Origin of the sequence: Vulcanisaeta distributa DSM 14429 (assembly GCF_000148385.1) — an archaeon.
Classification (GTDB): domain Archaea; phylum Thermoproteota; class Thermoprotei; order Thermoproteales; family Thermocladiaceae; genus Vulcanisaeta; species Vulcanisaeta distributa.
Genome location: NC_014537.1, coordinates 588,393 through 600,744 on the forward strand (window position 1 = coordinate 588,393; position 12,352 = coordinate 600,744).

General features: G+C 47.7%; 13 protein-coding genes. 5 read left to right on the forward strand and 8 right to left on the reverse strand.

Going from position 1 to position 12,352, the window contains the following annotated elements; genetic code table 11:
* Positions 1-73: 73 nt before the first annotated feature.
* From VDIS_RS02975 to VDIS_RS02990, 4 genes are all read right to left on the reverse strand, one after another.
* Positions 74-1,033, reverse strand: coding sequence for a TrbJ/VirB5 family protein (locus tag VDIS_RS02975; RefSeq protein WP_148678194.1), 960 nt, complete (start codon positions 1,031-1,033; stop codon positions 74-76).
* Positions 1,017-1,184 carry a hypothetical protein gene (locus VDIS_RS12795; RefSeq protein WP_171804834.1) on the reverse strand — a complete coding sequence of 56 codons (168 nt, stop codon included), beginning with the start codon at positions 1,182-1,184 and terminating at the stop codon, positions 1,017-1,019. The genes VDIS_RS02975 and VDIS_RS12795 overlap by 17 nt, the downstream gene beginning before the upstream one ends.
* 287 nt (positions 1,185-1,471) lie before the next feature.
* Positions 1,472-2,320, reverse strand: coding sequence for a hypothetical protein (locus VDIS_RS02985; RefSeq protein WP_148678195.1), 849 nt, complete (start codon positions 2,318-2,320; stop codon positions 1,472-1,474).
* 383 nt (positions 2,321-2,703) lie between these two features.
* On the reverse strand, positions 2,704-2,922 hold the full coding sequence (locus tag VDIS_RS02990) for a hypothetical protein (protein WP_013335734.1): 219 nt from the start codon (positions 2,920-2,922) through the stop codon (positions 2,704-2,706).
* 359 nt (positions 2,923-3,281) lie between these two features.
* On the opposite strand from VDIS_RS02990, the gene VDIS_RS02995 reads away from it, so the two are divergent.
* Positions 3,282-3,845: a phosphoribosyltransferase gene (locus VDIS_RS02995; RefSeq protein ID WP_013335735.1), complete on the forward strand. Its 564-nt coding sequence runs from the start codon at positions 3,282-3,284 to the stop codon at positions 3,843-3,845.
* Position 3,846: 1 nt separating this feature from the next.
* Here the strand turns inward: VDIS_RS02995 and VDIS_RS03000 are convergent, their stop codons facing one another.
* Together VDIS_RS03000 and VDIS_RS03005 are read right to left on the reverse strand one after the other, a co-directional pair.
* On the reverse strand, positions 3,847-4,971 hold the full coding sequence (locus VDIS_RS03000; RefSeq protein ID WP_013335736.1) for a GMP synthase (glutamine-hydrolyzing): 1,125 nt from the start codon (positions 4,969-4,971) through the stop codon (positions 3,847-3,849).
* Positions 4,972-5,069: 98 nt separating this feature from the next.
* A complete protein-coding gene (locus VDIS_RS03005) occupies positions 5,070-5,639 on the reverse strand; it encodes a glutamine amidotransferase-related protein (RefSeq protein WP_013335737.1) in 570 nt (189 codons plus the stop codon).
* A 188-nt stretch (positions 5,640-5,827) separates the two neighbouring features.
* Here VDIS_RS03005 and VDIS_RS03010 point away from each other — a divergent pair, with 188 nt between their 5' ends.
* From VDIS_RS03010 to VDIS_RS03025, 4 genes are all read left to right on the forward strand, one after another.
* Entirely contained in the window at positions 5,828-7,348 is a 1,521-nt protein-coding gene (locus VDIS_RS03010; RefSeq protein WP_013335738.1) for an APC family permease, read from the forward strand.
* A gap of 6 nt (positions 7,349-7,354) precedes the next feature.
* Positions 7,355-8,680 (forward strand): amidohydrolase family protein, encoded by a 1,326-nt coding sequence (locus VDIS_RS03015; RefSeq protein WP_013335739.1) that lies wholly within the window; start codon positions 7,355-7,357, stop codon positions 8,678-8,680.
* 169 nt (positions 8,681-8,849) lie between these two features.
* A complete protein-coding gene (locus VDIS_RS03020) occupies positions 8,850-9,854 on the forward strand; it encodes a sulfite exporter TauE/SafE family protein (protein ID WP_013335740.1) in 1,005 nt (334 codons plus the stop codon).
* Positions 9,847-10,290, forward strand: coding sequence for a DUF1634 domain-containing protein (locus VDIS_RS03025; protein ID WP_013335741.1), 444 nt, complete (start codon positions 9,847-9,849; stop codon positions 10,288-10,290). The genes VDIS_RS03020 and VDIS_RS03025 overlap by 8 nt, the downstream gene beginning before the upstream one ends.
* Before the next feature lie 28 nt (positions 10,291-10,318).
* Here the strand turns inward: VDIS_RS03025 and VDIS_RS03030 are convergent, their stop codons facing one another.
* Entirely contained in the window at positions 10,319-11,155 is an 837-nt protein-coding gene (locus VDIS_RS03030; RefSeq protein ID WP_013335742.1) for an EamA family transporter, read from the reverse strand.
* Between the two features lie 31 nt (positions 11,156-11,186).
* Positions 11,187-12,329 carry an MFS transporter gene (locus VDIS_RS03035; RefSeq protein WP_013335743.1) on the reverse strand — a complete coding sequence of 381 codons (1,143 nt, stop codon included), beginning with the start codon at positions 12,327-12,329 and terminating at the stop codon, positions 11,187-11,189.
* Between the last annotated feature and the right edge of the window lie 23 nt (positions 12,330-12,352).

Consider the following 12,352-nt stretch of genomic DNA (forward strand, 5'->3'; position numbering starts at 1 on the left):
AAATCGAGAATACCTTGGTGCTATAAATAATCAGGCTTATTTTTGAGTTTGGTTAATCATGAAGTCTTCATAATTAGCTAAACCACCAGCCATAGCCTGGCAGTAGTGGTATTGTTATGTTCCCAATGTTCGTATTCAGCACTACATAGCCGTAGGGCATTTGGGCTATGCTACTTGGAAATACGAAATTATTACTGCAGGATATTGCCCCCAACGAGATTGTCTGTTCAACTGGACCATTTGGCGTTATCACAAGGGTTGAAAAGTACGAATAATTAATTGATTGTGTTGGTAAGTCCAAGCCCTCGGTAAGGGTTGTGGAATTTATGGTGGGTGACGTACCTACCTTGCACGATACCAATACCGTGTTATTATAGGCGTAGACCGTGTAGCTGTTGATGACTATTGGATTAGGGAGTGGGTTGTCAAGGTATATAGTCATGCCGCTAGACGATGGGTAAGCTATTGCGTAGCCGAATGGTTTATTGACAGGTAATGCCGTGACTATTGATGTATTATATGTGACACCCGCTAAGCCTAGGTTGGTTAATTTATTAGTGAGTATTGTGATTGTAAGGTTCATTCTCGTAAACATACTCAATGAGTAAAATCCAGAGAAACCTCCACTCCACTCAAACCCCGTGAATTCTAATGCTGATGAGTTATAGAGCGCGAGCATTAGTGGTAATGCTAATGTAGTGTTTGGCGGTGCATAAATTATCGCTGATAAGGTGATTAAGTCAGTAGAGAGAGGAGGACCTACGTAAACCTCCATGGTTAAATTCATGGGCTCACTCGTTGGATTGGTTATGTTAAGGAACAATATGAAACTACCGACCTCGCCACTCTGGAAGTAATAAAGAGTTGGCTTAGCCATTGACTTGAAGGACGATAATGTATTTATAATACCCGTGTAATTTGCCATTAGGCTTGAGTACTCACTCTGCAACTGCCGGTATTGGCTTTGTAGTTGATTGTACTGGGCTTGTAATGTTGTGTAATTAATCTCGAGCTGACTATATTGTGTCTTCAATACCGTATAATTCATCTTCAATGCATTTAACCTCACCTTGTAATGTCGAGATCTTCGAAGCCTCATTACCAACCATCATGCCGAGGTAAGCACCAACAACCACGAGAATAACCACCAGAGCAACCACAGCATACAGGTACAGGTTAGGCATAATCAATAGCATGTAAAATACCTTTTTAAGCATTACCAACACCAGGAGCTAACGCCGTTAAGCATATGCATATAATGATAATTGTGATGCCCATCGCTGACTTAATAGCTAGTGGAGTAACTTGATTACGGTGACGACCATAGAAATAAAGGACCCGGCGGCACTGCTTTTCTTCCCGCTATTTTCATGGACGTCCTAGCAAGGCTTCAGGTCTACCAAGGAAGGCAACCACACAGTGAGCTTCTGAAGGTAGTTGAATTACCCTAATTTTCTTGCCGTTACGCTCATTACCAGTATGCTAATGCGTATATTGGTGCTGTGTTGTTTATGTATGGCTTTACGCCGCTTATGCTTATTGCCTCCTGGCTTCCGGCAGTTGGTGGCTTGCTCATTAGGTATATCGTGGGTACCTCGGTTATGTACTGACCAGCCTCAATCAATTGTTGGGCCGTTAATGGCGTGCCAGGCTTACCAACCCAGCCATACCTAGCCATTAACTGCACCTCCTCGGCCTCGCTCGTAATGCTGCAGACCAGCAATGCGTAAGGGACTGCGGAGTAGAGTATGAGGGCTATGGTATCGCCAGGTCTAACGTTAATCGCCGTGGGTAATCTGGCAATGATTGCCGTGTGGAATACCGAGATGTTCTCGGCCTTCATGAATTGCCAGAAGGTCATTGTCCTATTGGGAATCGTCTCGTACCTATTCACTGTCGTGTTGTAGTAGACATATGGGTATGGCTGACTTACGGCGTAGAGTAAGGCATCCACGGGGTTTGTGTAGTTACCAACGGCAATCAACCTACCATTTAGGTAAACTCCAAACCACATGGCATTGCCGGGGTTGACGCTGGATAATGCTGAGAGTGTCCTGTTTATGATACTCAGTGGGAAGTCGATTTCGAGGGATGCGTAGTTGATTGTTAGGTTGCCGTGGACGTGGTAAATGAGGACTATTGTCGTATTGCCTGGAATAACTAAGTCATAACCATCATTACAGGCGACTCGGCCATAATAGGTGGGCATGGTAGCGACAAAGATCGGATGTGCGGGGAAGAATAAGGCCTTGATGAGCAGGGAGGCAACTGCAGCAACAACCACCATAGCCGCCACCAACCACTTTATTCTTGGACCCATAACCATCAGAATCTTTTATTTCACGGGATTTTTTACTTTGGGTGTTCGGAGAAAGTGATTAGAGCGGAATTGAGCGGAGTTTTACGGTTTATGAATATTCATCCATATGCATTTCTTAGGCTTGACGTGATATCTAACGATTAAGGATATTAACATAAGGCTACGCATTAAACTAATGTATTACGACCCAGGTGGGTTTATGTAATGATTATGCTCTTAATGTGCGTAAAAATGGTAATGCGGTAATTACATGCTACTTCTGATTTCTTTACAGTGCACTGCTTAAGCACGGTGGCGCTTGGTATGGCTAAGGTGCTTAGTTTAAATCTTGGCTAGCGTTAAACCTGGTAATCCTCCTTACATCTCCATAGGGATTATGGAAATTAAAAGTAATACTCGCCATTATTGGTTTCTTTTTCCGTGGTATTACTCATGCTGACCCTTCTTTCGAGCATCCTCACCTCATAGTCTATATTCACGAGATACTCCCAAAGGGCGTCGAGTGCCTCGTCCTTGTCAACGAGCCCCAGCCTAGCCTTAACTATCACATCAAATGCGCAGTCGAGAAACTTCTCCCTACATCGTTTAATTATCTTTCCCACAATGTTTTATTTCTATTCTTACTTTTCAACTTTTTGCCTATATCGAATAAAAAGTTGGGGTCAAAAATATAAAGTCTATAATACATGTATACTATACATATAATTTATATGTATTTTAGGAACAGTCGATAAGGGTAAATAATATAAATATAACAAGACTAGGTAATAACGAGGCCCATACCTGCCTTGCATTCACACCATTGGGCCACCCAACGACCCGGCAAAACCGGGCCGCTGGGACCCAATGGTGTGGGTGCATGCAGGGGGCAAATCCTCAATTATTATTTAATTGCCTGTGGTAAAGACCAGTAACTAATTGAGGAAAGCCTTTTAACATCATTGTTTAATTGAGTTGGTTAATGGAGTTCCTAGTCCTTAATTGGCAGAGGCTTGTTGACTTGACGTTGGATTTGTCGTTAATGGTTAAGGAATCGGGCTATAGGCCTGACTCAATAATCGCAATTTTAAGGGGTGGCTACATAGTGGGTAAGTTGGTCTCTGATTTCCTCGGTATTGATGACCTGGCGGTACTTGGCCTTGTGAGCTATGGTACGAAGATCGGCCAGGGTGAGGAACCGGTCGTCACCTACCCAATAATACGTGATTTAAGGGGTAAAAGCGTTTTAGTAGTGGATGATGTGGCGGATACGGGTAAGACCCTGGCCACCGCCCGGGATCTAACTAGGTTTTATGGTGCCAGGGAGGTTAGGGTGGCGACCCTCTACGTTAAGCCCTGGTCGAGGGTCAAGCCTGATTACTACGTTGGCGTCACGGATAAGTGGGTTTTATTCCCATGGGAGGTTGGTGAGGTCGTTAGGAACCAGGCCCAGGGCTCAGACCCTGAATCCGTGATAAGGAACTTAAGGCTTAGTGAGTATTTTGGTAATGACTTCGTTACTAAGTTAGCGAGGCTCCTCCATTAAATCATTCATACTCAATCGTGGCCGGGGGCTTCGGTGTCACGTCATAGCCAACCGCGGCAACCCTCTCATCACTACCCAGTATTTCCTGCGCAATCCCCATGAGCGTGTCCTGCGGTATCCTGGCCACGTCAGCAGTCATGAAATCCTCAGTGAGCACAGCCCTTATTGAGACGAAATACTTCCCAGAACCTCTCCCCATTAATTCATAGACCACGTGGGTGACATCACGAGCAGTGCCCAGGTACCTATATAGGTCGTAGATTAAACCCCAATTACTTGGATCACCCCTAACCAACACCACGTTCCCGTAGGACCTGGAATCACCCTTAACGCCCGTAGCCCTAACCTTAAATACGTAGGCTTTGAAATTGCCAAGCCCATTGATAATCCTTGATAAATCCTCACTTGAGGCCACGTCATACTCCCACGCAGCCGCAAACCACTGGCTCAAGCCCATACCCCCTAACCTCCTCTCAACGATTTCCGTCGCCCCCCTGACGACATCAAGCTTCTCAAGCGTTAACTCACCCACAGCCCTAATACTAAGTCCAGGCCCTGGGAATGGCTGCCTATTAACTATCTCACTTGGTACACCGAGCGCCTTGGCTAACTCCCTGACCTGGTCCTTATAAAGCTCCCTGAGCGGCTCGATGAGTTTAAAGCCGTATTTAGACACCGTGTCTATGCCGATCTGCTCAAGCACGTTGTGCTGCGTCTTAATGCCACCCCTCGTCTCAATCCAGTCAGGGGCTATTGTACCTTGGACAAGCCAATCACAGCCATACTCCCTGGCAACCCCAGAGAGCACTTCATAGAAAACCTCCCTAAACCTAATCCTCTTCTCCTCAGCATCGCTAAGCCCAAGCATCTCACGGTAAAACCTATCACGCGCATCAATAACCTCTATTGGAAGGACATCCCTAAGCAACTCCTTAACGTGTGCTGGCTCGTTAAGTCTCATGAAGCCAGTGTCTATGAACACCGCCCTGAGCCTATCACCGATGGCCCTCCTAACGAGGACAGCAGCCGTAGTACTATCAACACCACCCGATATCGCCGCGACAGCGCACTTGATGGGTAACGACTTAATACCCTCAACCGCCTTATCGATCCACGCCAACTCCATGTTAGTTCTGTGTTCAATGGATTGTTTAAATACCTTAGCCCCATGAACCCCCGTATTACTCAATTAATTATTTAATCAAATATATAAATAATACCGCATCACGCATGTTGGCATAACTCAAGGAAGTTCTTCATAATCACGAGTCCATACTCCGTATGCCTAACCTCGGGATGAAACTGGACACCAAACCTACTAATTCCCTCATTAACCATCGCCTCAACGGGCACGGTATCACTATGCGCAATTACTTCAAAGCCCCTAGGCTGCCTGGCAACGCTTATGTTGTGGCTCTCCCAGGCAACGAACTCCCTGGGAACTCCCCTAAGTATTGTGTCCTCCCTATCAACATAGACCCTAACACCACCAAACTCAGGGAGATCCCTCACCAACTCACCACCGTATGCATACGCCATCAATTGATGCCCAAGGCAAATACCGAGCACGGGCCCTGGGAATTCGAGGATGTAATTAATGGCGTTGCCCGTCCTGGGCAGGTCCTCGGGTATGTTCCACGGACCACCACTAATGATTAAGCAATCAAATAACTGCTTAACCTTATCGAGCGGCTCATCCGGACTTAGAAACCCACCCCTAAAGCCCAACTCAGTCACACGCCTAAGTATTAGGTGATTGTATTGACCACCGAAATCAAGGATCCCAACAACCACGAAATAAGCACTTCACATTCTGTTTAAATACTTTTCATCAACAATAAGCCAGGTCCACGTAATTAATACAGCCTCATTTTCGATTTATTGTTTAATGAATTAATTAAACAATTTAATTAATTATTTAAATGAAAAATCGTAAGTTCTTACGCGAAAGATTTTTAAATATTCCAATTCTCGATGGAACAATGGGGGCTAAACAGGGCGTATTTCTTAGGGAATCCACGGGTTTAGTCAAAGAGGCTGGTTTTTGGGATGCTGTGTCGATAAACATCGCCAACATGTCAATAGGCGCGGCCCTCGGCACGGCCGGCTTCACACTAGCCGCCCTACCAACAGTGGTTGGTGTTAACTTCGTATATGCATCACTAATTGCATTCCTACTCTCAATACCTCAAATAATCGTTTACTCATTACTAACCACGTTAATACCACGCACTGGCGGTGACTATGTGTGGCTAACCAGGGCGTTTGGGCCTAGGGCCGCCTGGCTCATTAATGGCCTGGTCATGGCATTCGTAATACAGGCCCTGGCATACTACGCACTGATTGCGATAGCCGGCGTTTTCCAACTCGAGTCAGTACTACCTCTGCTGGGCTTGAATGTGTCCTTCAATACGTGGGACATGACGGCCACGGCAATCGCCTTCTTCGCCGTTATAGTCCTGGCCAACATACTGGGTACTAAGTACGGCTTTAGACTAATGACAGTACTAACCACGGTATCAATGATTGGGTTAGCAATTGCGATAGCCATAATGCTCCTAACACCTAGGTCAGCGGCAATAGCCGCAATCAATAACCTACTACCAAGCGGCTACACATACTCATCACTGGCCAGTAGCTATAGGGGGCCCGAGGCCACGTTAAGCGGCATACTCATGGTAATACCCTTCTTCGCCCTCTACGTATACCCATGGCTAATGGCTGGGCCCGCAATAGCCTCTGAGATAAGGGGTAGAAACGCAATTAAGTACAACGTACCCGTCGCAGCCCTCATCACCATGGTAATGGCAACCATAGGGTTTGAGGCCATGTACTACTCGCTGGGCTTTAGCTTCGTTACTGCAGCATTATCCAACCCTAACCTCAATGGCATTATTAACTTCTGGACAATAGCGATGGTATTATCAAGCAACTACGCGCTTAAGTGGTTTATTGGCATTTCGTCAGTGACTTGGTACCTCGCAATATTGGCCTACGGCGCCATAGTCATCGTTAGGTACTGGTTTGCGCTGGCCTTCGACAGGGTTTGGCCCAGTGCCTTCGCTTACGTGAGTCCGAGGTTCGGAACACCAATATACGCACACCTATTCGATCTAGTGGTGACGGCAATACTTATTACATTAACAGGGATATTCTACGGAACATTCACTGCGCTCTACGGCACCGAGGTCGGGCCATTAACGTACCTGGCACTCGTGGGTATTGCCGCGGTAATAATAGCGCTCAGGAGAAGCAATGAACTGAGTGGCAGGGCTAGGGCGGCACTCATTGCCGCTGGTGTTCTTCAGTTCCTAGTCTTTATTTACCTGGACTATGAGTTCCTAGCCTACCCACAGATCTGGGGCGGCAACTGGTTGGCCTACGGCGTAATAATCGGCGCCTTCGTGCTGGGCGTTATAGCCTACTTGGTGGCCAGATCCATATACCTGAGGAGGTATGGTATGGACATATCCGCGGCATACGTCGAGATACCTCCTGAGTGATTATTAATGGAGCGGGTCGACCTAATCATTAGGGCTAGGTACGTAATAACAATGTCAAATCCATTGGTGATCGAGGATGGGGCCGTAGCCATAGATAACGGCTTAATCAAGGCCGTGGGGAGGGCAAACGACGTACTCAGCCAATACAGGGGTGAGGAGGTCATCAACAGGGACAAACACATATTGATGCCGGGGCTTATTGACGCCCACACCCACACACAACAAGTACTACTTAGGTCATTCATTAATGATGAGAGACTCGCATTACCACCAATATGGACCAAGCTCCTAATACCCTTTGAGGACTTACTGACCGATGAACTGGCATACCTATCATCCCTAGTGAGTGTCGCCGCCATGGCTAAGAACGGCGTCACACTGTTTATAGAAGCGGGCGCACCAAGGCCCAGGGAGTTGATTAGGGCCATTAATGAGGTTGGGATTAGGGGCGTGATCACACCCTCAACCTTCAACGTACGTGATAACGAGGTGATCGATGCTAAGGAAGTAATGCGTAGGGTTGAGGAGTTACTGCCTGAGGCCGGTGGGAGGGTTAGGGTTTGGTGTTCGATTAGGCAGGTAATGATGGTGACTGAGGACCTACTCCTCGGCCTAAGGGACCTTTGCCTAAGCAAGGGGCTAGGCATAACCTACCACCTCGGCGAGTACCAGGGCGAGATTGATTATGCACTCACTAAGTACGGCGCTAGGCCCCTCGAGGTATTTGATAGGCTTGGTTTAACGTCAATAAAGCCCACGGTTATTGCTCATGCGGTTTACTTGTCTAATAGGGAGAGGGCCATTGTTAGGGATAGGGGGTTGGGGATTGCCTGGTGCCCGACCGTTGACTCAATAGCCATGGGACCTCATTGGCTACCCATGTTTGATGGCGTATTGTTTGGCTTTGGCAGTGATGGTGGTGCATTCACAAGCTTAGACCTCTTGCACGAGGCTAAGGTCGCCAGGGCCGTGGGTAAGGCGTTAACCATTAGTATAGCCTATGATAAGTCCTCTTTCAACTCATTAACGATTCTAAGGGCGCTCACGGGTTGGGGTGGATTGTTGGTTGGGGATAATGTGGGCGTAATTAATGAGGGCTTCAAGGCAGACCTAATAACGCTTAGGCTTGATGATGCCAGGGCGCTGCCCATCTACGACCCCGTGGAGTCCGTAGTGTCATTGCTGGGTGGTCATAGCGTTAATGATGTGGTGGTTGGTGGGGAATTTGTGGTGAGGGATGGCAGGTTGATCAGGATTGATGAGGGGGAGTTAATTGAGAAGTTGTACGACGCAATCCCCGAAATCCGTGGAAAATTGAGTAATATGGCTTAGTGGCATTTCATTTTACTTAAGTAAAATAATAGGAATATAGATGTTTATAAATAATGGACCTGGTTAATGTCTTAAATTTGAAGATTCCTTAGTAACGCACGTAGAATGCACAACAAACTCCTCGGGGCAAGTTAGTTTTTTAAGGTCATGCTAATCAGCATAGGTAACCATGGTTTTGCTTAAAACAATAGAGTGTTGTATTGAACTACTTGTATTTAGCATAGTAGCTGGGTTGCTCGGTTCACTAACTGGGTTAGGGGGTGGAACGGTGCTTGTTCCCCTACTCACGTTATTCCTGGGCATACCAATTGCCTATGCAGCCGGCGCATCGTTAATATCCACGATAGCCACATCAAGTGGTGCAGCCAGTGCTTACATTAGGGATAGGATAACCAACGTGAGGATTGGCATGGGCCTCGAGATTGCCACGACGACAGGCTCAATAGTTGGCTCCTTAACGGCAGCCTACATATACGCACACGGACTTGCTTGGATTGTATACGTGGTGTTTGGAATAGTCATACTAACCTCAATAATACCCACGGCCCAGAGGGGTAAGTACGAGATACCAGACCCAAGGAAGCCTGACTGGACCACGAGGGTGTTTAAACTTTATGGTAGTTACTACGATGATGCCATTAAGATGGAGGTTAAGTACTGGGGTGTTCGTTGGTGGCTTGGCGAATTAATAATGTTCTTCGCAGGCTTCATCAGTGGTTTGTTGGGTATTGGTAGCGGCGCACTCAAGGTCCTCGGGATGGATTGGGCAATGAACCTTCCCATGAAGGTAAGCACAACAACAAGCAACTTCATGATAGGAGTAACAGCAGCCACAGGTAGTGCCCTGTACTGGTACTTCGGATATATACAGCCGATGATGGCTGCCGTGACGGCCATCGGCGTCCTGATAGGGGCTATGAGTGGTACGAAGATACTCGTGAGGATTACGAATAAGCAGGTCAGGTGGGTCTTCCTGGCAATACTCGCCTTCCTGGGCATGGAGATGCTGCTAAAGGGCCTATACCTGGACCACATAATAACCATTGCCGTGGCAACCCAGTATCTGTTGAGTATAGTATTTACGGCAATAGTGATGTTAATACTTTATTATCGCTACGGCATATTGATGGCTAGGAATGAGAGAAAGACCGTTAGGGGTGGTGTGAATGCCTAGGTGGGATATGGACTACGTAATCGGCTTAACCCTTAGGTACGGCGTGATAATAAGCATAGCCCTAATACTGATTGGTATTGCCCTATTCCACGTTAAGGGTGAGGCCCTTGGGTGTAGTGAAACCCTAGTCATGAGCCCAACATCCCCAATAAACACCACGGTAATACCGCCGGCTTACGCCCTGTCCAGGCTACCCAACCTAGACCCACTCTCATTCATAATACTTGGTCTCATGGTATTGATAGCCACCCCAGTGCTTAGGGTAGCCCTCGGTATTGCTTCCTTCGCGATGGAGAAGGATTGGCTCTACGTATTCATAACAGCCGTTGTCTTCATGAACCTAATGCTGGCAATATTCATATTACCATCGATAATGCACCTACACGCAAACGCTCAATTACTAAAACTACTCTGTCCATCTTCTAATAACCCTTAAAATCCTGTAACACTACTTTAATAACGCCTCAAACCCCACCTTCCAGGGACACTATCACTGATGCAATTATTATTAGGGCGTAGGCCACCAACGTCATTGCCGTGGGTATTTGCCTAAAAAACAGAAAGCCCCAGATGGCTGCCAGGACAGGTTCTAGGGTAGCTATTACCGAGGCTGTGGAGGCCCTCACCCTGGAAACCCCCATTGCGAAGAGCCTGTATGGTATTACCGTAGTCACTATCCCGAGGTAAACACCCCACAGGGCAGGCCTAATTATTGGTCTCCAGGAATCAGTAATGATGGAGTACGCCAGGGCAGTTGGCGCCGTTACGATTAGGGTGTACGGAATCGCACCCCAGGAAACGTCGACCTCATTACCAGCCTTGGCAAACCTCCTGGCGAGGGCTATGTATGATCCGTAGGATACGCCGGATAAGAGACCCATGAACACACCCACTGGGCTTATTGAACCCCCAATGGTTTGAACACCAATCAGCGCTATGGCAACAAGCACCAATGAGACACCGATAATACCACGCTTACCCGGCCTTTCGCCCATGGCGAGTGCGGTCAACGTCGCCCACAGAGGCGCCGTATATAGGAGGAACGCCGCTAACCCCACGCCAGCCATGACCGCAGCCAGTGGGTATGCCGCGAATAATACGCCAAGCGCCACGCCGGTTATTATGGATGCCCTACTTAACGACCTGTGAATTAGCACCGCCGCCATGGAGGCGAATAATGACCTGAAGAGTGCTAGCATGATCGGATTCGCACTATACACACTCGCCACGCCTATTGTCGACCAGAGGGCTGCGGCGGCCATTATGTAGGCGCCCGGCCACAGGCTACGCCTATAACCCACAGTGCAGAAAATCGCCACTCCTTAATGAGTATTACGCCCTCCGCTCAACCACCACCGCACCCCTAATAATTGCTGTATACAACCCCGATGACGCCAGGGCTACTGCGAATACGAAGCCCCATAGCGTGAGTGGCTGCTTAATTGCGTGTATCAGGAGGATGCTTGAGATTGACGAGGCCACCGTCCTACCCAAGCCGGTTACTAATGAGTATAGGCCCATGTAACGACCCCTAGACCTCGGGTCGGCAAGTGTGTTGGCTATACTTTGGGATAGGGGCGAAACAATCATCTCAGCAAGCGTTATGAAGAACATGTCGACAACGGCCCAGGTAAAGCCTGGCACGAAGGCCACGGCTAGGTAACTCACGCCGTAAATAACCATGCCAAGCGATATTAGGCTTGGCCTCCTTAAGTACCTACCAATGAGGTCCTGTAAGAGGACGACGAGTAACCCGTTCTCCATGTAAAGTAGGCCAACCTGAAACGTAGTTAGATCATCACGCGCATTGTAGTACGTAAGTAGTGGGAAGCCGAGTTGACCCATTACGAGGAAGGTGAGGAAGGATGGTATTAGGAATAATGCGAAGGCGCTATTCACATGAAACGTAAGGCCGGTCTCAACAGTGTAATTGGGCTCAGGTAAGGTGATCAGTAGAGGTAATGCAGCCAGCGGTATTAATGAGCCTAGAAGCATCAGGACCCTGAAGCCGTATACCTCATACAGTAGGCCGCCTATGGCCGGCCCAATGGCCCAACCAGCGTTTATACCAACACGAAGCCTACTGAAGTACTTAACAAGTGATGCAAATCCTCTTGCGTAGTCCCCAACGATTGATGTATTGGCAACTCCATAGGCGTTATTGAAGAAGGACTGTGTGAGAACCATGATAATTACAATGAGTGGTTCATTAATTATGTAGGCAAGGAATAGGGCTATTGATGATGCCACCGCCGAGACAACCATGGTCCGGACTCGGCCCAGCAAGTCCGTTAAGTAACCACCCACTATGAAGGCTATGGAGCTGATCACGGCCTGCGCAACGTAAAATAGCGAGACCAGGGTTAGAGATAATTTGTAATACTGGAATAGTGCGAATCCCGTGAATGACCAAAGAAGTGAGCCACCCAGGGCCCTGATGGCGCCTATCAAGGCAAGCTTATTGCTTAGTTCCATTCAGACACGCTCAGTTGCGTACT

What these genes read in the sequence shown, in the direction of transcription:
- VDIS_RS12795 (WP_171804834.1), bottom strand. Translation starts at nt 1,184, where the DNA reads ATGCCTAACCTGTACCTGTATGCTGTGGTTGCTCTGGTGGTTATTCTC.
- VDIS_RS02985 (WP_148678195.1), bottom strand. Translation starts at nt 2,320, where the DNA reads ATGGGTCCAAGAATAAAGTGGTTGGTGGCGGCTATGGTGGTTGTTGCT.
- VDIS_RS02995 (WP_013335735.1), top strand. Translation starts at nt 3,282, where the DNA reads ATGGAGTTCCTAGTCCTTAATTGGCAGAGGCTTGTTGACTTGACGTTG.
- VDIS_RS03000 (WP_013335736.1), bottom strand. Translation starts at nt 4,971, where the DNA reads ATGGAGTTGGCGTGGATCGATAAGGCGGTTGAGGGTATTAAGTCGTTA.
- VDIS_RS03010 (WP_013335738.1), top strand. Translation starts at nt 5,828, where the DNA reads ATGGGGGCTAAACAGGGCGTATTTCTTAGGGAATCCACGGGTTTAGTC.
- VDIS_RS03015 (WP_013335739.1), top strand. Translation starts at nt 7,355, where the DNA reads ATGGAGCGGGTCGACCTAATCATTAGGGCTAGGTACGTAATAACAATG.
- VDIS_RS03020 (WP_013335740.1), top strand. Translation starts at nt 8,850, where the DNA reads ATGGTTTTGCTTAAAACAATAGAGTGTTGTATTGAACTACTTGTATTT.
- VDIS_RS03025 (WP_013335741.1), top strand. Translation starts at nt 9,847, where the DNA reads ATGCCTAGGTGGGATATGGACTACGTAATCGGCTTAACCCTTAGGTAC.
- VDIS_RS03035 (WP_013335743.1), bottom strand. Translation starts at nt 12,329, where the DNA reads ATGGAACTAAGCAATAAGCTTGCCTTGATAGGCGCCATCAGGGCCCTG.